This window comes from Bartonella sp. CL435QHHD (assembly GCF_042195095.1).
Classification (GTDB): Bacteria; Pseudomonadota; Alphaproteobacteria; order Rhizobiales; family Rhizobiaceae; genus Bartonella.
The window spans coordinates 1-1,158 of record NZ_JBHINS010000034.1; the positions used below are offsets into that span (position 1 = coordinate 1).

The window sequence follows — 1,158 nt, forward strand, 5'->3', positions numbered from 1 at the left end:
ATCAGGATTTGCTGAAAAAACAGGCGTAACATTCGATAAGAATGTAGCCGCTATAGCCAACGAAAGAACTTTAACAAAAGAAAAACGAGAACGTTTTAATTCACTCGCAGCTTGTGGGGCATATAATTTTTTCATAACAAACTCTCCAATGAAAAAACTTAAAAACACCTCCAAAACATAAAAAAGACACATTTTAGCATTATTGATTTCTTTGGAATTCAGAGTAGACGATCATTGCTTAGAGTGTGAACATTTTGAGTCTTTAGTCTTGTTTTGTTTGTGCTCTCTGTATTGAGACCTAAATGTTTGTCTTTTTGATTATGTTTTGTGGACATAAAGATGACACATTTAGAGTCTAAGTTTTTTAGTGTGCTGTTTTTTCTAACTAAAAAGGGGTCTTTATATTTAATATTACATTTTACTTGGTAGTGGTTACTATAAAATCCTTTGTACTAGGTTTTAATATGTATTTTCCTAATTATAGACTTTATTTTTATTAGAAAGCATGGTTTTGTTAATAATAAGTAAAGTAAAAAGAAATTGTAATATGTCTGGAATATAGTTTTCCTTGGATAACTGGCTTTTTAGTTGGATTTTTTCTTTTTAATATATCATATAATGATATATGCGCGGTCTCGTGATGTACCTTTTATCTTTACGCACTACTTTTCCCCCTTTGAAAGTTATTTCATCAAAATGAGTCTTACTAATATACACTCCCATATTGCTATAGGCTGTTCATGAAAATAGCAACATAAAAATATAACTTTTTAGCAATATGGATTCTACTATGATCTTTTTTCAACAAAATATAGAAAATCTTCTATAAAACCTCACAGTCTATAGCCTCATCAAATATTATGCTTATCTCTAGATAAATACTGTGCGTCTGTAAAAAAAATATCCACCCTTATTTCAATAAATAAGGGTGGATGTTTTGTTTTCGTTGTTCGTATTATTTTATTTTCAGAGTAATTGCACCACCTATGCCCCAATGACCACCAGCACTCGTGGCAGAGAGATTAGAGCGGATTTTTCCGTTTTCAGATGTATAACCAGCACCAAGGGCAAATGCGGATTGTCCACGCCATGTGCCGCTACCAAATGAGACACTCAAAGATCCTGGCTCGTCGAAGTAACGTAGGTTGGATACTGCTA

At 32.6% G+C, this 1,158-nt stretch carries 1 protein-coding gene; it reads right to left on the reverse strand.

Annotated elements, in window-relative coordinates; translation table 11 throughout:
• Nucleotides 1-955 precede the first annotated feature (955 nt).
• Nucleotides 956-1,158, reverse strand: a 203-nt coding sequence (locus ACFILH_RS01600; protein WP_375631976.1) for a YadA-like family protein, incomplete at its 5' end; no start/stop codon positions are given.